We start from the raw sequence: 26,080 nt of genomic DNA, 5'->3' as shown, positions 1-26,080 counted from the left end.
CACAGTCGCGAATGAAAACTCAGGCGTTTGCCATCGCCCGCGCCGGAAACGGATTGCGCCAGGCGTCGAGCGTGTTGAGTTGATCGTGCCAGCGCTGAACCTGCGGAAACTCTTCCAAAGGCATGGCCGCCGGCTTCGCATACGGCAACGTCACCGCGACGGAAAAATCAGCGATCGTCAGATCGTCGCCGACGAGCCACTGACGCCCCTCCAGGTGCCGGTCCAGCACGCTCGCGTAGCGGCGAAACGCGTCCCGTGCCTCCGCCACCGCGGTCGCATCCGGTTCGCCCAGACCGAAGCTGGCCTTGATGAGATGCTCGAAATACAGCGCGCCGCCATACCGGTAGAAATGGTAGCCGTTCCAGCTTAGCCAGCGCAGGACCTCGGATTGACGTGCATCGCCTGGCCACAGGCTGGAGCCCGCGTGCTGCGCCAGATGGCAAAGAATAGCGTCCGCCTCCCAGATGATCCTGTCGCCATCGACCAGACACGGCACCTTGGCGTTCGGATTGATCGCGCGATAGTCAGGCGTGGTGTGCTCGCCTTTCTTCAGATCGAGATAGACGTAGTCGATCGGCAGACCCAGGTATCGGGCAACGGCACATACCTTGCGCGGAGCCGGCGTTTCAGCGTAGTAGAGCTTCATTGGCGACCTCAGTATTGATTGCATCTGTCTTGAAGACCACATCGTGCATGGCGAAAATGCCGCATGCACAGCCTTGGTACCGGTGAATACACAGGGCCGGCCGCGCCCTCGTCAATCGTCGTTCTTCTCGACAAAATCAGCGAGCCGGTCGAGGCTGGCCGACCAGAACCGCTCGTAACGCCTGAGCCAGGCCATCGCTTCTTCCATCGGCGCCGCGACCAGTTCCACCGAGACGGTTCGGCCCCGCTTGGTGCGCGACACCAGGCCCGCTTCACTCAGCACGTCGAGATGCTTCATGACTGCCGGCAGCTTGAGCGGCAGCGGGTGGGCAATCTCGCTAATCGACAGGCCCGGTTCCCGCTCGAGGCGTGCCAGTATCGCCCGGCGTGCAGGGTCCACGAGGGCCGAAAACGTACGATCGAGCTGACTGACTGGACACTTCACCATATGGTGAACTATAGACGACGTGAGCAAACTGTCAAGAGGTATCGCTGTCATGGCGCGGGCTGTCTGTCCGTGTTGCGTCCGTGGCGGGCTTTGCTGTATCGCCGGCCTGGCCGTACGCCCTGTTGGTCATGCGCCCGGCGTCGGGCACTTCGATATAGCTCGTGTAACCGCCTTCGTAACGCAGCCGTGCAAGGCGCGAATACGTGCGAAATACGTGCGAAGCGCATCGACCTGACGCCCGATGACCACAAGCTGCCCGCATGACTTCTGAAGCGCGATGAGCGCGTCGGAGACTTCCTGGAACGCAACCTGGATCGCCTTCTGATACGGGTACAACGCCTGTTGCTGCTGCGCTTCTGCCTGACTGACCGAACGGTTTCACTTTGCTCATGGCGTATATTTCCCGTTCGGGCACGACGGCACACAATCTGTCTTGACTCACGAAAAACGTATGACAATGCAAGGCGTGTCGATAATGGACTTTGGTCCCATGCGGCACGCACACGCAGCACGCGCCGGCAGCCGGACCGCGCGCACTTTGCCCGGGCGCCCCCCGCACGATGGAGGATCAAACAATGACAACGTTTCGCGCCACCCTCGTGGTTTTTCTTGTCGCGCTGCTGTCGGCCTGTGCGGGTCTGCCGCCGCAGTCCAGTCGCGTGGAGTCGCACGCGCTCTACGACACGGACACCACACGTCTCGGCACGATGCTCGTGCCGCAGGCACAACAACATCCGGGTGAAAACGCGTTTCACCTGCTGTCCACCGGTGTCGATGCGCTCCTTGCCCGCATCGTGCTCACCGCGAAGGCCGATCGCACGCTCGATCTGCAGTACTACATCTGGCACAACGACCAGACGGGACAGGAGCTGGCAAGCGCCGTCCTCGCGGCGGCCGACCGGGGCGTGCGGGTGCGTGTGCTGCTCGACGACCTCGGCACCGGCGCGGACGACAATGTCCTGCTCGCCATCGCCTCGCACCCGAACGTGCAGGTCCGGCTCTTCAACCCGGTGGCAAGCCGCACCTTCAAGACACTCGGCTCCGCGCTCGAATTCAGCCGTATCAACCGGCGCATGCACAACAAGGCGATCATCGCGGACAACCAGGCGGCGATTCTCGGCGGTCGCAATATCGGCGACGAATACTTCGGCGCATCGAACGACGTGTCGTTTGGCGATCTCGATGTGCTGACGTTCGGACCGGTCGTCCATAAGGTGTCCATGGCGTTCGACCAGTTCTGGAATTCCGAAGCCGCCTATCCCATCGAATCGCTGACCGGTCATCCCGCTGCCCCCGACGCGCTCGCAAACTACCGCACGAAACTGGCGGCATCGGTCGCCTCGTACGAAAACTCGCCGTACGTGATGCAGGTGAAGCAGCGTCTGGCCGACCTGGTCGCCACACATGGTGCGAAGTTTTCATGGGGAAAAGCGACGCTGCTCTACGACGACCCCGCCAAGATCACCCGTTCGCCCGACGATCCCGAAGGTCATCTGCTGTCCCAGTTCAACGCGCTCAGCATCACGCCGGACAAGGAGATGCTGATCGTCTCACCGTACTTCGTCCCCGGCAAGAAGGGCGTCAAGTGGATTCGCTCCCTGACCGCGCGCGGCGTGCGCGTGACGATCCTGACCAACTCGCTCGCGGCCACCGATGTCGCCGCGGTGCACGCCGGATACCAGCGCTACCGCAAGGACTTGCTGGATGCGGGCGTGCATCTGTACGAGCTGAAGCCCGCCGCCAGCGAAGACCCGAAAGCGAAGAAGAAATCGATACTCGGATCGTCAAAGGCCTCGCTGCACGCCAAGACCTATGTGTTCGACAGAAAGAGCATCTTCATCGGGTCGATGAATCTCGACCCGCGGTCCATCACGCTCAACACGGAAATCGGCGTCTACTGCCAGAGCGCAGCGATTGCAGCCGAAGTGGTGGACGGGCTCGAGCCCAAACTCGACCAGATCGCGTGGCGGCTCGAAGAACGCAAGGATGCGAACGGCAAGAGCCGGATCGTGTGGATCGATACGGCAGCCGACGGCACGGTGAAGGAACTCGACGAACCCGACGTGTCCACGATGAAACGCATCGGCATCTGGTTCCTCGGCCTGCTGCCGATCGAATCGCAACTGTAGACAACGGTCGGCCACTCAACCCGCCTCACGATCGATACCGGGCACGGTTTGCGTTCCCGGCGGCACGCGCGTCCGGTACACTGCCTGGGCGCCGCAGCCGCGTAGTCGCGAGGTCGACATGGATGGGCGGTGGCGGAAACCGGTCAGCGTTCAGGAGAAACCGTGCATGGAACAACTTGTCAGTCACCCGCTTTTTTTCTTCCTGGCCACGATGGTGCTGATGTCGCTTGCGGCATGGATCGGCGCCACCGTCCTGCGCGGCAAAAAGCCCCTCGATGACGCGTCCCGCGACGACTTCAGCGTCGTCCAGTCCGCGACGCTGACACTTCTCGCGCTCGTGATCGGCTTCAGTCTTTCGATGGCCGTCGGACGTTACGACCAGCGCAAGAACTACGAGGAAGAGGAAGCCAACGCAATCGGCACCGAGTTCCTGCGGGCCGACCTGCTGCCGGCCCAGGAAGCGGCGGCAACCCGTGCGCTCCTGCTGAAGTATCTGGACCAGCGCATCCAGAACTACCGGACCCGCGATCCACAGGAACTCGCGCAGATCGACGCGACCACGACGCAGTTCGAAGCGGATATGTGGACGGCCGTGCGCACCGGCGCCGCTGCCCAGCCGAATCCGGTCACCGCGCTTGCGGTCGCCGGCATGAACGACGTGATCAACGCGCAAGGCTACACACAGGCCGCCTGGTGGAACCGTGTGCCCTTTGCCGCCTGGACGCTGCTGGTCATCATCGGGCTGTTCTGCAATCTGCTGGTCGGTTACGGCTCGCGTACCGGAACGGCCAGAGCCCGCTTTCTGCTCGTCATGCCGCTCGTCGTCTCGCTGTCGATCATGCTCATCGCCGATATCGACAGCCCGCGTAACGGCATCATCCGCGTCGTGCCGCAGAACCTGATCAGTCTCGCGCAGTCGCTGCCCAAACCTTAGCGCCGCCTCACGTATGTAGCATCAGGAGCCTGACGTCACGCGAACGGTCGACTGCCCGCCGCTAGCTACGCGTCGTCCTGATGCGGGGGCACGACCGGGCTGAAGCGATAGATCGCCGTGCCCAGCGCGAGCGGGATGGCGGTGAACAGAAAGAGCCGCTCATACAGCGCCGCATCCGATAGCCCCGCTGCCCGGGCATGCCCGGTAATCCAGCCGAAGCAGCTGCTCGTCAGCGCGATACCGAGAAACACCATGCTGTTGAGCAGCCCCAGGCTCAGTCCGAGTCGATGCGGGGGAATGATCGCGCGCGCCTGCGACATCACGAGCGGATGAATCGATCCGACCGAGAACAGCACGCAGAGCAGCACGACGCTCAGCACCGCGCTTTCGCCAGGGCTGAACGCAAGCAGCAGCGCAGCGGCGAGACCCGCCAGCAGCCACACCGAAGAAATCGTTTTCGGCGCCCAGTAACGGACCGCGACCGGCACGCAGAACGATGCCGCGATGGCGACGATACTCGTCACCGTCATCGCATTTCCACGCGCGATCACATCGAAGCCGAATACGTCAGCAAGATAGGGGCCGCCCCACGACGTCCGGAACGTGCTGCCGACCGACAGGGCAAGACACGCCGGCATGAGCGTCCAGAAACGCGTCGAACCGCTGGCTGGCGGCTGTGCCTGCGCCATCCTGTCCGTCTTTCGTGTCTGCGCGACGTTATCGCCGCGACGCACGAAACACAACACGGCGAGCGTCGCGCACAGCATCGCGAACGCGGCCGTCGCCATCACGGGACGCCAGCCGAAACTGGCCGTCGCGCGGCTCAGCGGAAACGCGGCGAGCAGCGCCCCGGCCATGCCGATGGCACTCGCCGTCGTAACCGCACGGACGTTGCGATGACCGTGCCCGGTTCGCAGCACATGGTTCAGCAGGCCCATGAAGATCGGCGCGCAGCCGATACCCATGCCTGCCTGCGCGACGATCGCGAGCGTCACGTTCGACGTGAACGACAGCAATACGGCCGAAACAGTGCCGACGGCCATGAGCGCGACCGTCGGCAGACGAACGCCAAAACGGTCGAAAAGAAGGCCGACCGGTAACTGCGCGAGCGAAAAAACGAGAAAGAACGCGCCGGCAAACCAGCCGAACATCTGCGGCGAAAACTGGAAACTGTCGATAAGCTGGGTGGAAATCACCGCGATATAGCTGCGGAAGAACTGGCTCAGCACGTAGCTGAAAGTCAAGGCCCACAGCCCGTAGTCAACGGCCGATGCAGACGATGGCGATGCGCTCACGCGTTTGCGGATCTGTTGCAAAGGCTGAAGTCCTGAAAGTTACACGCGGCGCTATTTTGCCACGTCAGCCGACGCAACCCGTCACACGGCGCTCACGCCGCCATCGACTGCCAGGATCTGCCCGGTGATATGCCGGCCCGCTTCCGAGGCAAAGAGAAGCGCCGCGCCATGCAGATCCGTGTCCGTCCCGAGACGCCGCAGCGGCGCCTGCGCGGCCACGGTTTCGGCACCCATCTGTTCGAGCAGGCCGTGTGTCATCTTCGATGGAAAGAAGCCTGGCGCGATCGCGTTCACGGTGATGCCGTATTGCCCCCACTCGCCCGCCAGCGCGCGCGTGAAATTGACCACCGCGCCCTTGCTGCTGTTATAGGCGATCGTGTTCATCGCGCCGGGCGGATTGCCGCGCAAGCCGGCAATCGACGCCACGTTGATCACCCGTCCGCTACCGTTCGGAATCATCGAGCGCTTGCCGATGCGCTGCGTGAGCAGAAAGAGCCCGCGAATGTTCAGGTTGAAAACCTTGTCCCACGCCTCGACCGGATGGTCTTCCGCTTTCGCACCCCACGTCGCACCGGCGTTGTTCACCAGAATGTCGATACGTCCGAGGCGACCGAGCGCTTCGTCGGCAAGGCTCGCGATCTGGTCGTCGCGGGCGGTGTCGGCCACGGCATACTCGACGTCGATGCCGTATTCCTTCAGTTGCGCCTGCGCGTTACGCAGTTCGTCGACCTTGCGCGCGGAAATCATCACCCGCGCGCCGGCACCGCCCAGCGCACGGGCAATCTGCAGCCCAAGCCCGCGTGAACCGCCAGTCACGAGCGCGCTCTTGCCGCTCAGGTCGAACAATCGTTCGATGAAACCCATGTCTGTCTCCATTTGATGTTTTTAGCCCTGGCGCGAGACCGGCCAGCGTCTCAGAACCACGCGTCCTTCATATCGAGTGTCGTTGTATCGAGGCTTTCAAGCAGATCCAGTTGCGCATCGATCTTCGGCAGTTCCCAGCGCACGAAATAACGCGCCGCCGCGCGCTTGCCATCGTAGAAGTCACCCGCCTTCCCGTGTGCGACGAGTGCCTGATCGAGCCAGATCCACGCAAGCACTGCGTGGCCGAACGCCTCCAGATAGACGCTCGCGTTGGCCAGCGTCACGCGCGGGTCGCCCGCCGACCACAAGCGTTGCGTAGCCGTCACGATCCGCGACCACTTCTGGTTGAGCGTTTCGCCCGCACGTTGCCATTCCGGATCCGTGCAGTCGCTGGCGCGCGTCACTGTCCGCGCGATCGTGGCGACCAGCGCACGCAGCGCAGCGCCATCATCGAGCGTCACCTTGCGACCCAGCAGATCGAGCGCCTGAATGCCGTGCGTGCCTTCATGAATGGGATTGAGCCGGTTGTCGCGATACAGCTGTTCGACCTTGTAATCGCGCGTGTAGCCGTAGCCGCCGTGCACCTGGATCGCCAGATCGTTCGCCGCCAGGCACCATTGCGACGGCCAGCTTTTCGCGATCGGCGTCAGGATACCGAGTAGCAGCGTGGCCGCTTCCCGCTCATCCGGCGTCGCGCCCGTGCGCTCTTCGTCGACGAGCTTCGCGCAGTACAGGTTCAACGCGAGGCCGCCTTCCACATACGACTTCTGCGCAAGCAACATGCGCTTGACGTCGGCATGCTCCGCGATACGCACCTGCGGCGACCCGGCGTCCTTGCCGAGCGGGCCGACGGGTCGTCCCTGCGAACGGGTGCGCGCGTAATCGAGCGCGTGCAGATAGCCGGTGTAACCGAGCGCGGCCGCACCAAGACCGACACCGATACGCGCTTCGTTCATCATGTGGAACATGTACGCAAGCCCGCGATGCGCCTCGCCGACCAGATAGCCCACGGCGCCCGCGCGTCCCATCGGGCGAAAACGGGTGCCTTCGCCGAAATTCAGCAGGCAGTTCGTGGTGCCGCGATACCCCATCTTGTGGTTCAGGCCGGCAAGCGCGACATCGTTGCGCTCGCCGCGCGTGCCGTCTTCGCGAACCAGGTACTTCGGCACGATAAAGAGCGAAATGCCGCGCGTGCCCGGCACGAACCGGCCATCCGCGTCGGGCGTCCTCGCGAGCACCAGATGCACGATGTTGTCCGTGAGTTCGTGATCGCCGCCCGAGATCCACATCTTGTTGCCGGTCAGCCGGTACTGCGCACCGAATGGCGATTCGCCCTCGTAATTGGCGCGCGTGGCGATATCCGACAGCGACGATCCCGCCTGCGGCTCCGACAGGCACATCGTGCCGAACGCGCGACCGTCCATCTGGGGTCGCACGAACGCGTCGATCTGCGCCTCGCTTCCATGTGCAAGCAGCAGGTTCGCGTTGCCGATGGTCAGAAACGGATACGCCGCCGTGGCAATATTGGCCGCCTGAAAATACGCGAAAGCCGCGAGTTCGACGAGTTTCGGCAACTGCATGCCGCCAAGCGCTTCGTCCTGCCCTGCCGCGATCAGGCCGGCGTCCGCGAACGCTTTCAACGCCGTGGCGACTTCCGGAATCAGCGTGACTTTCTCGCCGTCGAATTGAGGCTCATGGCGATCGCCTTTAGCATGGTGGCTGGCGAACAGGTCGGCTGCCATCCGTTCGCAGGTGTCGAGCACGGCATCGAACGTATCGCGACCATGCGCGGCATAGCGCGGTGCGTTCGCAAGCGCGGTTGCATCGAGCCATTCGTAGAGGATGAATTCGATGTCACGGCGGGATAGAAGCAGACTCAAGGTTGATGTCTCCAGGCGGCTGGATCATCGGCGCTGGCGGTGTGTCGTCAGGTCTGCCGCCCACGCATCAATCGGGCGACGGCGCGCAGATGAACGCAATCAGGGGGTTGCGGCAATTTACGAACGATCGTTCGTTTCAAATCGAGTGTATCGCGTGACGGCAAAAACGGGAACCCGCTGGAACTACTCGTTTACGCTAGCCGGCGTGCAACGGTCTCTTCAATGTGTGAGCGCCGGCGCGCCCGGGCACGACCGGTACAATATGGGCAACCCTTCGCCCGAAACCGAAACGCCCGCCCCATCATGCAGAATCTGAAATACCTGAGCGCGTACCCGACGGCGCTCCAGGACAAGGTGCGCCGGCTGATCGCTGAACAGCAACTCGGTGCGTATCTTGACGAGCGATATCCGAACCGGCATGCCGTACAGACCGACCGCGCGCTATACGACTATTGCGCGGACCTGAAGCGCGAATTCATCCGCAACGGCCCGCAGATCGACAAGGTCATCTACGACAGCAAACTGGACGTACTGCGGCACGCGCTCGGGCTGCATACGACGATTTCGCGCATACAGGGCAACAAGCTCAAATCGAAAAAGGAAATCCGCATCGCTTCACTGTTCAGGGATACCGCACCAGAATTCCTCCGCATGATCGTTGTGCATGAGCTTGCACATCTGAAGGAAAGCGAACATAACAAGGCGTTTTACCGCCTCTGTGAATTCATGCAACCGGGTTACCATCAGACCGAGTTCGATCTGCGCCTTTACCTGACACATCGCGACCTCGTGCGTGGCCAGCCCGGCTGACGGTGCATCGACGAGACCGCGCTTCTTGTAGCGTTTTCGCAGATGGATGGCGCGCCGGGAGTATGCTGCACACGTGAACCTGTCCATACCGACGTCAGGGAGGGATACGCGATGAGCACTGCAAGCGAGCTTCAGAACACCGTCGATGCCATGGTCAAACCGGGCAAGGGATTGCTGGCCGCCGACGAGAGCGGACCGACAATCGCGAAACGCTTCAAGACCATCGGCATCGAGTCGAACGAGGAATACCGCCGCGCATGGCGCGACCTGTTGTTTTCGACATCAGGCCTTGGCGAATACATCAGCGGTGTCATCCTGTATGAAGAAACGCTGGGGCAACACTCCAGCAAGGGCACGCCGCTGCCGGAACTGGCCGCCTCGCAGGGCATCGTGCCGGGCATCAAGGTCGATCTTGGCAAGATCCCGCTTGCACATGCACCTGGCGACGAAATCACCCAAGGGCTCGACGGACTCGCTCAACGGCTGGCCGGGTACAAAAAACAAGGCGCGCGCTTTGCCAAGTGGCGCGCGGTGTACAACATCTCGCCGACACTGCCTGGGCGGCTCGCCATCGAGGCGAATGCCGATGCCCTCGCCTCTTATGCGGCGATCTGTCAGGAAGCGGGCATCGTGCCCATCGTCGAACCCGAGGTGCTGATGGACGGCGACCATACGATCGCGCGTTCCCTTGAAGTGACCGAGGCTGTACTACACGAGGTCTTTCACGCGCTGCACCGGCATGCGGTCGTGCTTGAGCATATGCTGCTCAAACCGAACATGGTGATTGCGGGTTCTGATGCGGCCAAAGGCGAGCAGGCATCGGTTGAAGATGTCGCGCGTCAAACGGTGCGGGTGCTTAAACGGACTGTGCCAGCCGCGGTGCCCGGCGTGGTGTTCTTGTCGGGTGGGCAAACACCGGAGCAGGCTACCGCGAATCTTGATGCGATGAACCGGCTTGGGGCTTTGCCGTGGAATCTGAGCTTTTCCTACGGACGGGCGTTACAGGAGCCGCCGTTACAGGCGTGGAAAGGGTTGGCCGCTAACGTTGCTGTTGCGCAGAAAGCGTTACTCAAGCGCGCGCGTTTGAATAGTGAGGCGTGTTTGGGCAGGTATCAGGCTGCGATGGAACGTGCCGGGGAGTGAGCGCGGAACCGGCAACGCCCAGGTGTTTTGCCCGTGCTAAACCGCTCCACCTCATTGCGCGATACGCAGAATCGCTGAAGCAAGCTGTGCATAGCAGGGCTTCAGATCGGCTGCGGTTGCGGCATGGCAATAGACGCCCACCGGCTGTTGGGCGTTGTAGCAACGAGCGGGGGCATCGGACGTGTTCGCCATGCACTTGAGCACATCCTGACCCAGTTCGTTGTCGGGACCTGCTGGTTGCGTCAATTGCACCCCCAGACCCAGTGTGAACACAAAGATCTTGTTGGCGCGGGCATTCTCCGCCATTGCTTCAAGCAGATTGCGCGACGCGCGATTGATATTCTGGTACGTCGGTGTGTTCGTGACGACCCGGGGGCTGCTGGTGATGATCGGGTAGGTCTGGTCGTTCGGGTCGTGTGCGTTGTAAAACGCTGGAAGCTGTTTGATGAAATTCTTTGAAACGTTGCTCGCGTAACAACTTGCTACCTTCTGACTGATCTGGTCTGCGCGATAAAGACCGGTCGGTGTACCGCTCGACGCATCCCCGCTAGCAACCGTTCCTACCGCGCCATCGCATCCAGCGACGCTATTCTGAAATTGCGACGAGAAACTGTTCGGCGCGCCGTCGGAGAAGAACACAATCACCCGCAAACTGGATGGATTGGTCAGGCCGTTCATCTGGTTGCGTGCCTGCCAGAACGCCTCGGAAGAATTCGTGCTGCCCTCAAACGTATACTTGTTGATGGCGGTCGTCATGCCGGCCCGATCGAATCCACGCGAACTGTCAGTCTTGTATGGCACGTCCACGACCGTCCCGTACGCGAAGTGCATGAGCGCGACGCGATCGTTCGAGATATCGAAGTTATTCAGAAACGAAATCGCGTTTGCGCGGACAGCCGCGGGTTGGCCGGCGGTCGTGGTCATCGACTGTGTCACGTCGACAATGAATGCCATGTCCAGATCCCTGCGCACAGTCTCCGAATGCGTCGACACGTTCAACACCTTGAATCCGAACAGTTGCATGAAGTTGACGGGCACCTGAGCCTGTGCCTGAACATCGATCGTCACGGTTCCGGATGCAAACGTGATCGATGGCGTGTCCATCGACGCCGTGGAACCCAGAAAATTAGCCGGATAGTTAGCCGAAAAGAATGCCGCCGCGGCCTGCTGGGCATTCGTGGTCTGGTCCGCCTGGTTATCGCCCCGCGTGACTGCGTGGCCCGCCGCCAGGGCGGCGCCATCCGCGGCGGCATCGAGTCGCGTACGGATCAGATAGCCGAATCCTGAATCGATCGCGAGGCCGAGTACGCCCAGGAGCGCGACCAGCGCGAACACCACGATCACGCTGACGGCGCCTTGCTGGCGCTTTCTTGATGTATTGATCACGTGAGTCCCCGTTGCATGCCGTCAAAAGGCCGTCATCGCGTACAGATCAGGCGAGAGCGCGGGCGTGTTGATGCCAGACCCAAGATTCAACGCTCCGATGAGCGGCGGCTGCCTGTAGAACGCTTCGACGACATACACAACCTGTCCATCCCACAGTTGCCCCTGCAGCGTGCTCACCACGGGAGAAGTACTCGTCACAGGCGGAACATTGGCACAACTCCCCGTCCCATCCGTGGCCCAGCTCGTCCCCGCGGACCCGCAGTTCCAGATCTTGCTGGCCGGAAAATAATTGCCACCGGTCCAGCGGTATTGCGCGGCCACCACACCGGTGCAGTTGTTCCCTTTCGCATCACAGGTGTTATTGCCGACAATCATGGTGATGTAGATCATGCCGTTCGCGCTCATGTTGAGCGGCGGGGTCGTCTGGGTAAGCGACGACATGATGGTCTGCACCGGAAACGCGGTCAGCGCCCGCGACGCGAGATTCGCGCCTTCGCGACTGACGTTGGTCAATATCATCTGCGCCTGAATGTTGCGCGCGAAGTCGTACACCGGAAGGGCGATCGCAATAAGCATTGGCAGCAGCACGGCCATTTCGATTGCCGCAACGCCGCGTTGTTTCTGGCGCCTCGTTTTGAATGCTCTGCGGTTCATGTCAGAAGCCCTCGTTGCGCATCGTCGCGGCGACCGTAAACGCGTAGCTGCCGCCAGGAAAGAACGGACGCACCAGCGGCGTCAGCAGCGGCCACGAACAGTTCAGCTGCAACACGATGATGTCGCCGGCGTTTCCGAACATGCCGGAGCTATAGCCGGCCGGTGTGTTGTAGCTTTGCGGCGTGCCATTGATGGTGACCGTGTAGCTCGGGTCGACGATGTTGTACAAGCCCATCGAACTGTTCTTGATTTCCTGGATAATCGCGAGATAGCGCTGCTGGCCGCTAGCGGCCGGGTCCAGACTGGACTGGCCCGTGACCGCGTAACGTGCGCCCTCGCGCACCGCGTACTGCATCGTCAGATTGACCCAGAGTAACAACCCGAGATCGATGGCGACGAACATCAGGAAGAACAGGATCGGCGCGACCAGTGCAAACTCGACCGCGGTCGCTCCTCGCTGCTGTCGTCGTGATCTCCCGAAAATCCTGGTTTCCATGTCGCCGCTCCTGCGTTCGCCCTCAACACTGTCCGCATCCGGACCGTCACCTGCATACGCACCGCGCGACTAGCCAATGTGTTTCATCGCTGGCATGAGCACGCGCGTGGCCTGGAGAATCGCCGGGCCGATCAGCACGATGATGAGCGTCGGAAAAATGAAGAAAATCAGCGGAAACAGCAGCTTCAATGCGATCCTGGCCGCTTTCTCTTCGGCGCGAAGACGCCGCTTGGTCCGCAGATTGTCGGTATAGACGCGTAGCGAATCACCCACGCTCGTCCCGAACCTGTCGGCCTGGATCAGCATTGCCGCAAGGGTCTCGATGTCTTCCACACCGGTTCTGAGCGACAGATTGCGAAGCGCCTTGTCCCGCCCCGCGCCAGCGCGCAATTCCAGTAGCACAAGTTCGAGCTCGTCTCTCAGCGCCTGGCTCTTCATGCCGATTTCGTCGGTGACTCGCCCTAGTGCCGCGTCGAATCCAAGCCCCGCTTCCACGCACACGGTCATCAGATCAACCGCATCCGGAAGATCTTCGAAAAGCGCGCGCTGACGACGATCGATGAGCCGGGCGAGCACACCGTTTGGAAGATAGAAACCGAACGCCGAGGTACAGAGCAGGACCAGCAACACATAGATGCGAGGCGTGTCATGCATGCTGGTGCCGAACGCGAGCATGGCGACGACGGGAAACGCAAGCGCGAGGACAGTCTTCGACGCGAAATAGATCGCCGGTGCGGATTCGCTTCGAAGTCCGGCATTCAGAAAGCGCACGCGCAGTATTGAATGGTTCCAGTCTTCACCAGGCAACGAAAATTTCGCAACGCGTGACGATGCCTGAGCAATCTTCTCGACCCATTTTCCTGCGTCCTCTGGCTCGGCGCCGACATTGCCGCCGCCCCCGGAGACCGTGCCGATCTGACCGATACGTTGCTTTAAAGGATCGGGTTTTAACAGATTCATCCCGATGAGGGCCGCGGCGAATACGATCAGAAACATCAGCGCGAGCACCGCGATCTGCACGATTGTCATGGTCTCCGGGTTTCCCCGCCCCCGTTATATCGTTGATGGAAGATCGCTTTCATACGTGAATACGTACGATCTTGCGACTCCACAAGATGCCGAACAGCATGAAAACCATCGCCACGCCCGCCATCTTCATACCGGTAGGATCGGTCCAGAAGACACGCATCAACTGCGGGGTGATCAACAGGATCACGCCGGCCAGCACGAATGGCAGCAGACATAGAATCCAGGCGGAAAGCCGTCCTTCCGCCGACAGCACCTTGACCTTGCCCATCAGCTTCAGTCGTTCGCGAATGATCGAACTGATATTGCCGAGAATTTCCGCAAGATTGCCGCCCGCCTCGCGCTGGATCAGAACCGCGATCACGAAATAGCGCAGATCGGGAACAGGCACGCGATGCACCATGTTTTGCAGCGCGACGCTCATCGCCACGCCGTAGTTGATTTCATCGAACGCAAGCTTGAATTCGCCTCCCAATGGCTGCGGCATTTCATCCCCAACCATGCCAAGCGCGCTTGGGAACGAGTGGCCGGCACGCAATGCACGGCTGATCAGATCGGCAGCCTCGGGGAGCTGTCTTTCAAGAATCCCGATGCGCTTGTTTCGCTTGCTGCGCACGACAAGAAGCGGCAAAAAGGCGGCAACTCCGCCGAACACCAGCGCGATCACAACGGGCTGATGCAAAACGAGTCCAGCCACGAGGCCCACCGCGGCACAGCCGCCCATATACCCAAAAAATCGCCCGACGGACCAGGTGAGCCCCGACTGCAGCAACAGCCTGTCGAACATCTGAACTCGCGGCATCAGCATCAGCAGTTGCAGCAGCAGCGGCGAGTCGCTCAGTGTTCGTGTCTTGAGAATCGACAGCTGATCGTCGCCCGACTTTCCACCGGGCGCCGCCGCGCGCACGCGTTGCTTCATCCGCTTGACGGAAGCGCCGTGCCGGTTGTGCCAGAAGATGTACAGCCCTTCGATCATCAGCACCGTCGCGATGAACAGCAGCACGACGAAACCCATAAACGACGTATCCATACCTCACTCCTCAATACATTTCGCGCGGGTTCACACTTCGAAGCGGCGAGCTGGATCGAACATGTTGTCGGGCAGCGTGATGCCGAAAGCCGTCAACCGGTCGCAAAACTTCGGCCGCACACCCGTTGCGCAGAAATAGCCTTTGATGCGGCCGTCGTCATCGACACCCGTTCTCCTGAACGTGAAGATCTCCTGCATGTTGATGACGTCCCCTTCCATGCCGGTGATTTCCTGAATGCTCATCAACTTGCGTCGCCCGTCGGTCAGACGCGACGCCTGCACCACCACGGAAATCGCCGACGCGATCTGCTGACGCATCGCCTTCACGGGCATCGTCAGACCGGCCATCGACACCATGTTTTCCAGGCGTGTGATTGCGTCGCGCGGTGTGTTCGCGTGCAGGGTCGCCATGGATCCTTCGTGACCCGTGTTCATCGCGTGCAGCATGTCGAGCGCTTCACCGCCACGCACTTCGCCGAGCACGACGCGATCAGGGCGCATCCGGAGTGCATTGCGCACCAGCGCGCGCTGCGAGATTTCGCCCTTGCCTTCGATATTCGGCGGCCGCGTTTCAAGTCGCAGCACGTGTTGCTGGCGCAACTGGAGTTCAGCCGCGTCCTCGATCGTGACGATACGTTCGTCGGCTGGAATGAAGCCGGACAGCAGGTTCAGCAACGTTGTCTTGCCGCTGCCCGTCCCACCTGAAATCAGGACGTTCAGTTTCGATTTGATCAGTGCTTCGAGCAGTTGCGCCATCGCAGGCGTAAAGCTCTGGTTGTTCAGCATGTCGTCGACGGTAAGCGGATGCACCGAAAATCGCCGGATCGATACAAGTGGCCCGTCGATAGCCGATGGCGGAATAATCGCGTTTACCCGTGAGCCGTCGGGCAGTCGTGCATCGACCATCGGCGTCGATTCGTCGATACGCCGGCCGACACGCGACACGATGCGCTCGATGACTTTCATCAGATGCGCGTCGTCGTAGAACGTGATGTCGGTGTGTTCGAGCTTGCCGCGTCGTTCCACGTAGACATGTTGCGACGTATTCACCAGAATGTCCGAGACCGTCGGATCGTTTAGCAGCGGTTCGAGCGGGCCGAGGCCCAGCATTTCGTCCTGCACGTCCTGCACGAGACGCTTGCGCTCGAACTCGTTCATCGGCACCTTGTCTTCGTCGACGATGCGCTCGACGAGCTGTGCCAGTTCGCGTTTCACCTGATCGGGCGTCAGTCGTTGCAGCTTGTCCAGTTCCACCCGTTCGATGATCGTCTGGTGGATGTTCATCTTGAGCTTCTGGTACGCCTGACGAGCCGCCTTCGCATCACCCGGAGAGGCCGCATTACTGGAAGCGGGCGCTTCGGCGACAGCCAGATCGCCCTGCATCAAAAGTTGTTCGCGCAATGACATGCTGCTCTCCGGTTATCGCTCAATGACTGGGTTTGAGTTGCTGTACCGCGCGTTGCTTCGGTGCGAGCAGGCGGCCAAACATGCTCTTCGAAGGCGTCGTCGCTTCCGGCCATAGAAAGGCAGCGAGGGCGCCAAGGCTTTTTGTCAGTGAAGAACCTTTCGCAATGGTGAGAAGCGGCACGCCCTGGTTGACAGCCTGGAGCGCGCTCTTTTCATCTCGTGGCAACAGATGGGCGGGCTTGACGCCAAGTGCTTCCTCGATGGCGGCAAGGTCGACCTGCGCCCCCTTGTCATACTGGTTCACAAGTAGATGCATCTTGCTGGCCGAATAGCCCAGCGCGCCCAGTATGTCGAGCAACCGGCGTCCCGCGTGCAACTGTGGAATGGTCTGCTGGGCGACCACGCAGATCGACTCGCTCTGATCGAGCGCGTGAAGTGCCAGCGGATTAATGGTTTGGCCCAGATCGAAGATCACCACGTCGTACTGGTCGCGTACCAGTGCCAGCAGACGTTCGAGGTGCGATGCACGCATCTCGGTCGCTTTCACCGGATCACCTGCACCCGCCAGCACGTCGAGATTCGCGTGTACGTGTGAGACGCAGGCATCGAAGAACGCTGCATCGAGTCGTTCGATCTGCGCGAAGAGGTCCGCGATGGTCGAGGCCGGTGTCTTTTCCGCGACGAGCAGACTCGCGTCCGCGAACTGCTGGTCCAGGTCGACGAGTAGTACACGCTTGTCGCGTACAGCTGCGAATGCGTAGGCGAGATTCGTGGCGATCAGCGTCGTGCCGGCCCCGCCTCTGCCTGACGCGAGCGACATCACGCGGCCTTCCCGCCGTGTGCTGGAAGTCTTCTTTCCAGCAACGTGCGAGAGTTCCTGTGCAAATTCCCGTGCGTCGATCGGCCAGGACAACACATGCCGCACGCCGGCGCGCATCGCCGCCATCAACATGTCGGTCGACAGGGCCGACGCCACCAGCATGCAGGTCAGATTCGGGGCATGGCCGATTGCTTCCCCGATCGCAGCCAGGTCGCCGACCACGAGTGCCGTATCAGCGACGATCAACAGATCGGCCTTTTTGATTCGCTCGGCGTAGCGTGGCAACTGCTTCGCCGCGCCGCGCTCGGAATGCAACCGGTGCCGGACGTCGCTTGCGGCGAGCAACGCTTTCACTTCGCGCTCATGCTCGTCGCTGGACGAAATCAAAAGGATGTCGATCATGTGTATCTCCACTGCTATGCGAACCTGCTTCGAAAACTAGTTGCTACTACCCGTGCCGACGCCAATCGTGAATACGTTTGCTGGAGGTGTTGGCGCGGTAAAGGACTTGACGTAGTTTGTCTGCGCCGCTATTGCCGCACTCCCGTCAATGCCGGCAACAGGATCGTCGTTTGCCGATGCCATCGGGTTAAGCATCTGCATCGTTCTGATCTGCGTGACGGATTCCCCAAAATGCTGGTCCCACTCTGGCGTCGAGCTGAGGCAACCGCCGAGTGTCGCGCAGGCTCCGACGCAAAGCGCAAGGCGAATGGAGGTCTGGATTGTGTTCATGTTCTTCTCCAATAAGTCTGCAAGACGGATCCTGTTCACTGTGTCGTGCTGATCTGTGTTGCTGGCGAAACGGTTCGGGCGATGGACGTGTCCGGCGGATCAAGTGCGCTGGACGCCAAAGCGGAAACCGGTGGAGAAGCCGTGTAGGTATCAGGCCCGGGCTCAAGCGGCCTGGCGCTGGATATCGCAGTGGGCGGCGATTCGTCCGGCACGCTCGCAGTCGACGCAGGCAGTGGCGTCACGCTTATCTGCGCGGTTTGCACTGCATTGACGCGCGGCTCGTCGAGCGCGATGGGCTTGCCGCCTGGCGACACAAGATTGGCGGGCGATGCGGCATCCGGTCCCGGCGCCTGCGTCGAAACCGGTGCTGCGGGCGGCATCGCGGCAGGACCCGCCACCGGCGGCACGACAGCAACAGCACCGGTTACCGCAACGGGGCCGGCACTGCTGGCACCGCTGGCACCGTTAGCGCCATTTACAGCAGGCGTCGCCGAAGCAGGCGCGGCCGGGGGCGCGGGCTTGCGCCCTTCCATGTTGCCGGTCGCGTAAAGATTGCCTTCGTTGACATTCGCGAAGCTGTCAGTCGGCAGCGGATACTCACGGGGCAGCGGTTTGGCGAGACGCGGCGTCACGACGAACACCAGTTCCGTCTTGTCCTGCTGGTAGTTCGTGCTGCGGAACAGCGCACCGAGTACCGGCAGCTCGCCTATACCCGGCAAGCCCTTGATCGTGCCAGTCACATTGTTCTTCATCAGGCCGCCGATGGCAAAGCTCTGTCCGTCATACACCTGCAGCGTGGTCGACGCGCGACGTGTCGTGATGAGTGGCAGGATTGCCGTGCTGCTCGTCCCGCCGGCCGTCACGGCGACGCCGGTCGGCGAAAGCTCGGACACTTCCGGCGCGACCTTCAGATTGATACGGCCACCCTCGAGCACGGTCGGCGTAAAGGTCAGGCCGACGCCGAACTGCTCTTCTTGCAGCGTGATCGTCGTACCGCCGGTTCCGTTGCTTTGCGGCACCGGGATGAATACCTTGCCGCCGGCGAGGAAACTTGCTTCCTGTCCGCTGATCGCCATCAGGTTCGGTTCAGCCAGAATCTTGACGAGCTGATCGGTCTTCTGGGCATCGATCGCGAGGTTAAGCGGCAGATTATTTGACTTCGCACCTGCTATGGCCGCCATCCCGCCCGAAAGGAAATTCGCGAGCAAGCCAAACGACCAGCTGCCGATGCTGCCTTGCAGGTTTGCCTGCGCGCCCAGCTGATCGATCAGTGTCTTTGAGACTTCCGCGACCTTCACTTCGAGCATCACCTGTTGCGGGGCAGCGACCTGCAGCATGTTGATGATGCGCTCCGACTTGTCACCGCTCGCCGCGGGCGCCGCTCCGGCGCCGCCCTTCGCACCGGGAAGCGGTAACGCTGAACTGGGCCGCTGCGTGTAGGCACGGGCAAGCTCCACGATGCGCTGTGCCTTGGCGCCGTCCGTCACGACACCCGTTAGCACGAGCGCATCGCCCGCTGCCTTGATCTGGACGCCGGTTTCCTCTGGCATCAACGAGGCGAGCGTCTGTTGCAATCCGGCAGGATCCGTTCCGACAACCACGTCGATCACGCTGCACGAACCGCTCTTGCCCTGCACGATCATGTTGGTCGTGCCGATGTCGGAGCCCAGCAGATAAAGTGTCTGTGGCGACACGAGCATCGCCTGCACCACCTGCGGGTTGCCGACCGTACGTTCCCTGACCGGCTCGCGCAAATTGATCATTGTCGATTTACCGAGCGGCACGACAACAGTGCTATGTTCGCCGACCGGCCCGGTGCAGTTCGGCCCTTTGGCGTTTTTCGCGGGAGCAGCACCTGCCTGCGATTCGTCGGCACCGCCGATCGTGAGACGGATGGGGCCATTGGCTGCGACCGTGAACGGAGCGGCCAGCGTAGCCGCCTGCCTTGGGGGATTCAGCGCAGCAGGTTGAACGGCGCCCACGACACTCGCCGCTTCGCGTGTGCTTTCGGCTTCGGCGGAAGGCTGCACCCAAAGGAACAGGCCGATCGCGCTCAGCATCGTGGTCAGCACAAAGCGCGAACCGCCTGCCCTCCGTTTCTGCGCGCGTCGATGCGGCGCTTGCGCCGGACACCTTGTTTTCGCGTTCATGTCCTTCCCCCGTCAGGTGCTGCTATATGTGAACAACTTATGATGTGGCTACTGCCTGCCGGCGATGCCGGTCAGAAACATTCCTGGCCCTTCTCGCTACCTGTTATCACCCGCACGCAATTGCTGGGTGCATGCGCGGCGACGCGCCGGATCACGCGCGGAGCTTCGGGTTCCGATGCAGCTGCGGCAACGACGACCGGCGTTTCCAGTAACGTCGACCGCGTCGCGCCGGCGGTGGTCGTCGCCTGCGGATCGACCTGGTTGCGTAGCACCAGCGAAAGCGTGCCGATACTGCGTGCAAGGTCGATCGTCTCTGCCTGCTCAGGCGTGACTTCGAGCGTGACGGCATCGACTACTTTCGGCTTGGTCTCGTCGCGTCCGACCTCTTGCGCGACCGCGAGCACAAGAATCTTCTCGAGTACGATCTTTGAAATTTTCTGGTCGCGCGACTGATTGGCATCTTTCTGCGTGTTGACGATGATGTCGACGTAGTTGCCCGGCAGGGCGAAGCCCGCCACGCCGATCACGTCGTTCACACGAACCGTGATCGCGCGCTTGCCTTCGTTGATCACGGCGGACAGGCCGCCGAGCGTGCCGACCGGCGAGAGCTTGGAGGCAAGCACGGGTTCGCCGCGCAGCGCGCTTTCTTTCAGCACACGTCCATCCAGTTTTTGCGGATCGGAGAACGAGCCCGGCGGCACACTGTTCGAAGGCCAGTCGACTACTTTCAGGAGATCGGGCGTCACCCGCTGCCCAAGATTGATGTCCGACGAAGCGACGACCACGTGCGCGTTTGAGCTGGACGTCTGCGACACCATCCAGCGTGAGCCGAACACGACAGCTGCCAGCCCCGCCCCCGTGGCGATCAACAGCATGAATACAGCGCGCGAGTTTTTCATTCCATTCTCCTGCTGCTGGCTGCCGGGTGGCGGCCTTCGGGTGAGCTGTGTTCTTCAGGCGGTCGCCAGTCTGCGGACTACTTCGTTTGCGTGGACGGGCTTTGATGCAATGCTGTCGTGTTCACCTGAACTTGCGAAATAGTTGTTCCACGCGCGACGCAGGGTTTCAGGCGTTGCAACCGGTGCTTCCTCTCGATAGCTGGCGTGGGCAACGACAAGGCCCAGCAGATCGCGCGGATAGCATGCAAGCAGCGGGCGGCGTCCCGGCAGATGGAGGTGTTGCAACAGGTAATCGAACGCACCGTCATCGGACTGCACGCCAAGTTGCGCGCACTGGCTGTCGTAAAGTTCGCGGTACTCGTGCTGATCGAGCGGACCGACGAACAGCTTGCAGCCAAGCCGGCGCAGGAACGCTTCATCGCCGAGTTGCTCTGGCGTGAGATTGCTGGAGAACGCGAGCCGCACATCGAACGGCAGCGAGAAACGCGCGCCGTTCTGCAGCGTGAGCGTTTCGCTGCCGCGTCCGAGCGGGATGATCCAGCGGTTGAGCAGATCCTGCGGCGCGACACGCTGACGGCCCAGGTCGTCGACGATATACAGGCCGTTGTTCGCTTTCATGTGGCCCGGCGCCTGATAAAAACCCGTGCCGGCGTCGTAGCGCAGCTCCAGCATGTCGAGCGTGAGTTCACCGCCGGCCATCACGACCGGACGGCGGCAACGTTGCCAGCGGCGATCCGGTAATGCGTTGATGAGTCCGTTCTCTTCCGCTTCGACTGGTTGATGGATCAGCGGATCGAAGATCTGGACGATCGAACGGTCGATCAGTAGCGCATACGGTACGTCGATGTGCCCGGGCAGCAGCTTTGCGAGACATTCGGCGATATATGTCTTGCCGCCGCCCGCCGGACCATAGAGCAGAATCGGGCGACCGGAATTCATTGCGCCGCCGACGTCGTCGATCATCGCGTCGCTGAGTTTGATATCAGCCAGCGCTGCGAGGGCAAACGAGCGCGAGATGCGCACGAGATTGACCGACTGGCTTGCGATTACTCGCGTATAGGCTTCGAGCGAAACCGGTGCCGGGCCGATGTAGGTGCATTTGGCGAGGTAGCCGATGGCGCGGACACGGCCTTCTTCGGTCAACTGGTACTGGACGTCGAAATCGGCGGCGCCGCGATGCGTGACTTCGAGCACGCGTTCACGGATCATGAAGCCGGTGACTTCGTTGAGCACGGGGATGGGCAGCTTGAGGCGCTCCACCAGATGTGCGAGGGTGATCTTGCCTTCGATGGCCGCGGCTTTGGCCGTCAGTTCCGCCAGAAAATGCAGGTCGAGCCCGGTCTGCCCGACAGAATGCGGCGCGCGGCGGGTTTCAGCTGCGCAGGTCGGCGCGGATACGTTGACGTCGGCGTGTTCACGACGCACGGAGGTGTCTCGGGACGTAATCTCGCCCCAGTCCAGCGCATTATTCATCGTGCTTCCCCGTATATGGCCTGCATTCTTGAAGGCTCATTTCTGTCGGGTTTTACCCATGCACGCATGGGTGTGACCCGCCAGTTAGCCTGCGCCTCTCTGCGGAGACGCGGTGCTTTTGCTTTAATCCGGTCCGACTGTTTTATTGCGCTTTCCCTATTGCATCGTGACTACCGCTGGTCAGGCGGTTGTCAGCAGTACACCTATCGTGCTGATTGCGATCACTACGCCGTACGGCAATCTGCCTACTGAATGCTCTCGCAGGTTTTTACCGTACTGCGTTGCTGCTTTGATACCGCCAGGCAAGACGACGATCATCGAGAGTGCATTCGTCAGGCCGTCCTTCGTGCGCTTGCGTTTGAGGAGCGTAGCCAGTGCCCAGATACCGCCTAGCGCACAGGCAACCAATCCTGCGTATGTCGCGACTGCCGCCCCGCATAAGGCACCAATCGCCGCCATCAGCTTGACGTCGCCGGCGCCGACTGCGCGAATTGCATAGCCCGGCAAAAAAAAGAGGCCACCGACGAGGCAACCGAGCAGCCAGGTCTGCATTCCTTCCATCGGTCCGTGGGTGATCCATTGCAACGGCAGTGCCACAACTAACGCGATGGCTACCAGCCAGTTCGGAATCCGTCTTGTGTTCCAGTCCCACACTGCGGCGGTAATAACCAACCCGAGAACACAGGGTCCAACCGGAAAGGCAATTCCGTTCATTGAAAGCTCCGCATATACGAAACACGACTTGCAACCACTGACTTCCCTGACTCTGCCTCGCAAACGAGTTACAAGGCAGAGCTCGCAGGTGGCCTGACAGACTGGCTATTAGTGAGTGGCAGCGCTTGTGTTGGCCGTTTGCAGTACGGTGCTGAGGGTAGTGAAAATGCCCTTCAAGCTCGTACCCATCAACGTCGCCCCGGTGATGATCATCACCGAGATCAACCCCGCGAGCAGGCCGTATTCAATAGCCGCTGCACCTTCTTCATCACGCAGAAATTGTTGGATCGTGCTTTTCATGCTAACCCCCGTAAGAGAAAAGTCGACTACTCGACGGTCCGCATCCATCAAGGGAAGGTGCGGAATCAAAACGCCCGGTATGGGCGAAACACTGGCCTAACCTCGCCGTTTCGACACTGCGAACAACCGGCGAATGAAGCGGACTTCATTCGTTCGTATTGCTCTTCGTGTCATCACGATCTGGCTTTGCCGCTCTTCTGCATCTGCTCGAGGCGTCTGCCACTTGCGGTGCTGAAGTTTCGCGTCACGTTCGCAAGGTCTGGTCTCCTCCTTGCGGTCGCGACGAATCCGTTTGCCGGGCCATATGCAACGGGTGTGCCATGCACACGCAAAGCCTTATGTTTCCTGGGGACGGTGAAAATCCGACGTGTTTCGAACAGCGCGCGAATGCAGCATCGTTGCGAGTCCGTTACATGGTTTCGAGGCCAGGTGCGCCGTGGACACAGCGCGTCACACCAGAAACAGGAGAGAGCACGGCAAGCACATATCAAGCATTGGCGCGGCTTTCCAGCCAGGTCACGCCACGCCGAACGCATGCCAGGGGGAAATACTTCGTCGAGCAGCGCGTATGAAAAAGCTGTCGCAAAGTTGAGATCGTTCGGGAGGTTCGAGCGAAGCGCACATTCAATTTTGAAACACGGACGTGCCTGATCCGGGTTGCATCACGCGGCGATTAAACCATCGCCGAACCATCCCGGTACACCGTTGCACGCCGCCTCATGAGGCGCATGCAGCCTGGCTCTGCGTCACGTTTTCCAGTCCGGACGATATCTCGCGGCGCACCTTGATCCACATCCCATGCGTCCGGGTTTCACCTCGCCTGTTGCTGGTGTAGCAGTGTTGCAACGCAGCCCTGTTTCAAACTGGAATTCCCGACACACGTGTCGCTTATGACATTCAGATTTACCCATGAATTTGCGATTCAGACCTTCCCTGAACGCACGAACCCAGATCAGTTAGCGACGCTAAAAAACGACACCGCGATCACTCAATTGCCCCAAAAACCCTTGAGGCGGAATTATTTCTATGGCAATTCAAGATTGTTTGATCTATGTTCACTGTCATGCGCCAAACATAGAGCGCATTAAAAAAGCAGGCCAAGGTATTACGGGGGTATCAAGATGACGTTTAACCGTCCACACAGGCGCACGTATCGCTGCGCCGTCCAGTTCCAGCGCGCTCACATCTCGCGCCTGTTTGTCTGAATAAATAAACCCACGCGCCGCCTCAAGACGGTCGCGCGAACACATCGATCAAAACTGTGAAATCGGAATCCGCCGACTGTAGACCAGCAGTCTGAAAATGATTTCGATGCGACCCGCGCGCAAAACCGGCAGTGATTATCCGGTGCGCGTGAGTCCAGGACCGGGGGGCATCATGGATACGATCTGCACGTCAGACATCACATCGCGCGTTGCGCTGTGCGTTTTACCTTCAGGCGACGAGCGCATCGTCCGCTTCCTTGAAGAAGCGGGATGGCAGGTAGCGTACACAACGTCGATTGCCGAAGCCGAACATATTCTCGACTGCTCCGAAATTTCGGTCGGCCTCGTGGAAATACCGGAGAACTGCGCGACCCAGCATCTGCGCGCGCTCGAATCGTGTATGGAGCGCACACATACAACCTGGATCGCGGCTGTCTGGCCGGGCCAGACCGACGACGAATCGCTGCGCCGCTTCATCCTCGATTACTGTTTCGACTTCGTCACGATGCCGTGCGTCGACGAGCGCCTGACTTTCGCGCTCGGCCATGCGCACGGGCTGTCGTCGCTGCGCTCGCGCGCCGCCACGCCGCAGCAGCTGACGCTCGGGCAACACGAAATGATCGGTCAGTGCGAGGCGATGCTGCAACTCTATCGGGGCATCGACAAATGCGCGCACAACGACGCACCGGTCTTCATCGCTGGCGCGTCGGGCACCGGCAAGGAGCTGACCGCACGCGCCATTCATGAACGATCGGTGCGCGCGAACGGCGAATACGTCGCGATCAATTGCGCGGCCGTGCCGCCAACCCTCCTCCAGTCCGAACTGTTCGGCCATGAGCGTGGCGCGTTTACCGGGGCCGCGCAACGCAAGATCGGCCGTATCGAAGCAGCCCAGGGCGGCACGCTCTTTCTGGATGAAATCGGCGACATGCCGATCGAATGTCAGGCCGTGCTGCTCCGTTTTCTGCAGGAAGGCACGATCGAGCGTCTTGGCGGTACTGGATCGATCAAGGTCGACGTGCGCGTGATTTCCGCCACCCACGTGAATCTCGAAGCGGCTGTGGAAGCCGGCCGGTTCCGCGCCGACCTGTACCACCGTCTGTGTGTGCTAAAACTCAGCGAGCCGCCACTTTGCGAGCGCGGCGAAGACGTCAAGCTGCTCGCCAGCTACGCGCTCAACATGTTCCGCCGCGACAACTCGCGCAAGCTGCGCGGCTTCACTTCGGACGCGATCACGGCGATCTGCAGCTATCCGTGGCCCGGCAACGTGCGCGAGCTGTTCAACTGCGTGCGGCGCGCCGTGGTGATGGCGGAAGGTCGTTTCATCACGGCGGCGGATCTGGGTCTGCCGGTCGATCCGGAAAATTCGCGGCGCACCCTGTCGGAGATTCGTGCGGAAGCCGAGCGTGCCGCTGTCCAGCAGGCACTGCGCAGGCACGGCTATAACCTCTCCGGCGCAGCCGAGGAACTGGGCATCTCGCGCGCCACGCTGTACCGTCTGATGAACGCGGTCGGCTTGCGACCGGAGCCCGGGCAGATGCGCCTGCTCCGTGTCTCGCACGCGGCGGACAAGGCACCGGCGAACGGCGATCGCGCCCCAGTCGCTGCCGCCGAGGAGGCTTGAGCGCTCGTCCGCCTTT

General features: G+C 61.1%; 23 protein-coding genes and 1 pseudogene. 5 read left to right on the top strand and 19 right to left on the bottom strand.

Annotation, left to right across the window (positions count from 1 at the left end):
* Nucleotides 1–19 precede the first annotated feature (19 nt).
* From LPA34_RS07835 to LPA34_RS07825, 3 genes and pseudogenes are all read right to left on the bottom strand, one after another.
* Nucleotides 20–646: a glutathione S-transferase family protein gene (locus LPA34_RS07835; RefSeq protein WP_228976694.1), complete on the bottom strand. Its 627-nt coding sequence runs from the start codon at nt 644–646 to the stop codon at nt 20–22.
* 111 nt (nt 647–757) lie between these two features.
* Complete coding sequence (locus LPA34_RS07830; RefSeq protein WP_228976692.1) at nt 758–1,144, bottom strand: ArsR/SmtB family transcription factor; 387 nt, start codon at nt 1,142–1,144, stop codon at nt 758–760.
* A gap of 79 nt (nt 1,145–1,223) precedes the next feature.
* Nucleotides 1,224–1,462: pseudogene (locus LPA34_RS07825) on the bottom strand (efflux transporter outer membrane subunit); the annotation flags it as partial.
* Between the two features lie 206 nt (nt 1,463–1,668).
* On the opposite strand from LPA34_RS07825, the gene LPA34_RS07820 reads away from it, so the two are divergent.
* Nucleotides 1,669–3,222, top strand: a complete 1,554-nt coding sequence (locus tag LPA34_RS07820; protein ID WP_228976690.1) for a phospholipase D family protein — start codon at nt 1,669–1,671, stop codon at nt 3,220–3,222.
* 166 nt (nt 3,223–3,388) lie between these two features.
* Nucleotides 3,389–4,156, top strand: a complete 768-nt coding sequence (locus tag LPA34_RS07815) for a bestrophin-like domain (protein ID WP_228976687.1) — start codon at nt 3,389–3,391, stop codon at nt 4,154–4,156.
* Nucleotides 4,157–4,221: 65 nt separating this feature from the next.
* Here the strand turns inward: LPA34_RS07815 and LPA34_RS07810 are convergent, their stop codons facing one another.
* The 3 genes from LPA34_RS07810 to LPA34_RS07800 form a co-directional block, all read right to left on the bottom strand.
* Nucleotides 4,222–5,400, bottom strand: a complete 1,179-nt coding sequence (locus LPA34_RS07810) for an MFS transporter (protein WP_228976684.1) — start codon at nt 5,398–5,400, stop codon at nt 4,222–4,224.
* A 132-nt stretch (nt 5,401–5,532) separates the two neighbouring features.
* Nucleotides 5,533–6,315, bottom strand: coding sequence for an SDR family oxidoreductase (locus tag LPA34_RS07805; protein ID WP_228976681.1), 783 nt, complete (start codon nt 6,313–6,315; stop codon nt 5,533–5,535).
* Nucleotides 6,316–6,365: 50 nt separating this feature from the next.
* A complete protein-coding gene (locus tag LPA34_RS07800; protein WP_228976679.1) occupies nt 6,366–8,195 on the bottom strand; it encodes an acyl-CoA dehydrogenase in 1,830 nt (609 codons plus the stop codon).
* Nucleotides 8,196–8,498: 303 nt separating this feature from the next.
* Between LPA34_RS07800 and LPA34_RS07795 the strand changes: the two genes are divergently transcribed.
* Both LPA34_RS07795 and LPA34_RS07790 read left to right on the top strand, forming a co-directional pair.
* Entirely contained in the window at nt 8,499–9,005 is a 507-nt protein-coding gene (locus LPA34_RS07795) for a YgjP-like metallopeptidase domain-containing protein (RefSeq protein WP_228976677.1), read from the top strand.
* Nucleotides 9,006–9,116: 111 nt separating this feature from the next.
* A complete protein-coding gene (locus tag LPA34_RS07790) occupies nt 9,117–10,148 on the top strand; it encodes a class I fructose-bisphosphate aldolase (RefSeq protein ID WP_228976675.1) in 1,032 nt (343 codons plus the stop codon).
* Between the two features lie 51 nt (nt 10,149–10,199).
* Here the strand turns inward: LPA34_RS07790 and LPA34_RS07785 are convergent, their stop codons facing one another.
* From LPA34_RS07785 to LPA34_RS07725, 13 genes are all read right to left on the bottom strand, one after another.
* Nucleotides 10,200–11,534: a vWA domain-containing protein gene (locus LPA34_RS07785; RefSeq protein WP_228976674.1), complete on the bottom strand. Its 1,335-nt coding sequence runs from the start codon at nt 11,532–11,534 to the stop codon at nt 10,200–10,202.
* A 21-nt stretch (nt 11,535–11,555) separates the two neighbouring features.
* Nucleotides 11,556–12,188, bottom strand: coding sequence for a TadE/TadG family type IV pilus assembly protein (locus tag LPA34_RS07780; RefSeq protein WP_228976668.1), 633 nt, complete (start codon nt 12,186–12,188; stop codon nt 11,556–11,558).
* 1 nt (nt 12,189) lies between these two features.
* Entirely contained in the window at nt 12,190–12,684 is a 495-nt protein-coding gene (locus tag LPA34_RS07775) for a TadE/TadG family type IV pilus assembly protein (protein ID WP_228976666.1), read from the bottom strand.
* Between the two features lie 69 nt (nt 12,685–12,753).
* A complete protein-coding gene (locus tag LPA34_RS07770; protein ID WP_228976664.1) occupies nt 12,754–13,713 on the bottom strand; it encodes a type II secretion system F family protein in 960 nt (319 codons plus the stop codon).
* A gap of 49 nt (nt 13,714–13,762) precedes the next feature.
* Nucleotides 13,763–14,740: a type II secretion system F family protein gene (locus LPA34_RS07765; RefSeq protein ID WP_228976663.1), complete on the bottom strand. Its 978-nt coding sequence runs from the start codon at nt 14,738–14,740 to the stop codon at nt 13,763–13,765.
* 30 nt (nt 14,741–14,770) lie between these two features.
* Complete coding sequence (locus LPA34_RS07760; protein ID WP_228976661.1) at nt 14,771–16,147, bottom strand: CpaF family protein; 1,377 nt, start codon at nt 16,145–16,147, stop codon at nt 14,771–14,773.
* Nucleotides 16,148–16,166: 19 nt separating this feature from the next.
* Nucleotides 16,167–17,369, bottom strand: coding sequence for an AAA family ATPase (locus tag LPA34_RS07755; RefSeq protein WP_228976656.1), 1,203 nt, complete (start codon nt 17,367–17,369; stop codon nt 16,167–16,169).
* A 36-nt stretch (nt 17,370–17,405) separates the two neighbouring features.
* Nucleotides 17,406–17,699, bottom strand: a complete 294-nt coding sequence (locus tag LPA34_RS07750) for a hypothetical protein (protein WP_228976653.1) — start codon at nt 17,697–17,699, stop codon at nt 17,406–17,408.
* A gap of 35 nt (nt 17,700–17,734) precedes the next feature.
* Nucleotides 17,735–19,849 (bottom strand): pilus assembly protein N-terminal domain-containing protein, encoded by a 2,115-nt coding sequence (locus LPA34_RS07745; protein ID WP_411178857.1) that lies wholly within the window; start codon nt 19,847–19,849, stop codon nt 17,735–17,737.
* Between the two features lie 71 nt (nt 19,850–19,920).
* The gene (gene cpaB, locus LPA34_RS07740) at nt 19,921–20,748 is read right to left on the bottom strand and encodes a Flp pilus assembly protein CpaB (protein WP_228976652.1); all 828 of its coding nucleotides are present in this window, start codon (nt 20,746–20,748) and stop codon (nt 19,921–19,923) included.
* 54 nt (nt 20,749–20,802) lie between these two features.
* Nucleotides 20,803–22,221, bottom strand: a complete 1,419-nt coding sequence (locus LPA34_RS07735) for an ATP-binding protein (RefSeq protein ID WP_228976650.1) — start codon at nt 22,219–22,221, stop codon at nt 20,803–20,805.
* A gap of 180 nt (nt 22,222–22,401) precedes the next feature.
* The gene (locus tag LPA34_RS07730) at nt 22,402–22,935 is read right to left on the bottom strand and encodes an A24 family peptidase (RefSeq protein WP_228976648.1); all 534 of its coding nucleotides are present in this window, start codon (nt 22,933–22,935) and stop codon (nt 22,402–22,404) included.
* 108 nt (nt 22,936–23,043) lie between these two features.
* A complete protein-coding gene (locus tag LPA34_RS07725) occupies nt 23,044–23,235 on the bottom strand; it encodes a Flp family type IVb pilin (RefSeq protein ID WP_228976646.1) in 192 nt (63 codons plus the stop codon).
* Nucleotides 23,236–24,612: 1,377 nt separating this feature from the next.
* Between LPA34_RS07725 and LPA34_RS07720 the strand changes: the two genes are divergently transcribed.
* Nucleotides 24,613–26,064, top strand: coding sequence for a sigma-54-dependent transcriptional regulator (locus LPA34_RS07720; RefSeq protein ID WP_228976642.1), 1,452 nt, complete (start codon nt 24,613–24,615; stop codon nt 26,062–26,064).
* Nucleotides 26,065–26,080: the final 16 nt, after the last annotated feature.

The organism is Paraburkholderia gardini, from assembly GCF_907164575.1.
GTDB classification, from domain to species: domain Bacteria; phylum Pseudomonadota; class Gammaproteobacteria; order Burkholderiales; family Burkholderiaceae; genus Paraburkholderia; species Paraburkholderia gardini.
This window is presented reverse-complemented; position numbering and strand designations above follow the sequence as displayed.